At 66.1% G+C, this 437-nt stretch carries 1 protein-coding gene; it reads left to right on the forward strand.

Going from position 1 to position 437, the window contains the following annotated elements; all coding sequences use genetic code 11:
- A partial coding sequence (locus AB4Z50_RS36085; RefSeq protein ID WP_441887311.1) for a winged helix-turn-helix domain-containing protein occupies nt 1-411 on the forward strand: 411 nt, incomplete at its 5' end.
- Nucleotides 412-437: the final 26 nt, after the last annotated feature.

Genomic DNA, 437 nt, shown 5'->3' on the forward strand with positions numbered 1-437 from the left:
CCCAAGCCTTTCAACCCGCGCGAGCTGATCGCGCGCATTCACGCCGTGCTGCGCCGCAAGGGCCCCGCCGAGGTACCGGGCGCCCCGTCCGAGACGCCCGAAACCTTCGCCTTCGGCGATTTCGTGCTGAACCTGGCCACCCGCACGCTGACCAAGAACGACGAGGAAATCACGCTCACCACGGGCGAATTCTCGGTGCTCAAGGTGTTCGCGCGGCATCCGCGCCAGCCGCTCTCGCGCGAGAAGCTCATGGAAATGGCCCGCGGCCGCGAATACGAAGTGTTCGACCGCAGCCTGGACGTGCAGATCTCGCGCCTGCGCAAGCTCATCGAACCGGACCCGGGCAACCCCCGCTTCATCCAGACGGTCTGGGGCCTGGGCTACGTCTTCATTCCCGATGGCGTGAAGTAGTCCCGGTTCGTCCGCAGTCAGCATCG

The sequence above is a fragment of the Paenibacillus sp. 2TAB26 genome (genome assembly GCF_052115145.1).
In the GTDB taxonomy this organism is placed as follows: domain Bacteria; phylum Bacillota; class Bacilli; order Paenibacillales; family Paenibacillaceae; genus Pristimantibacillus.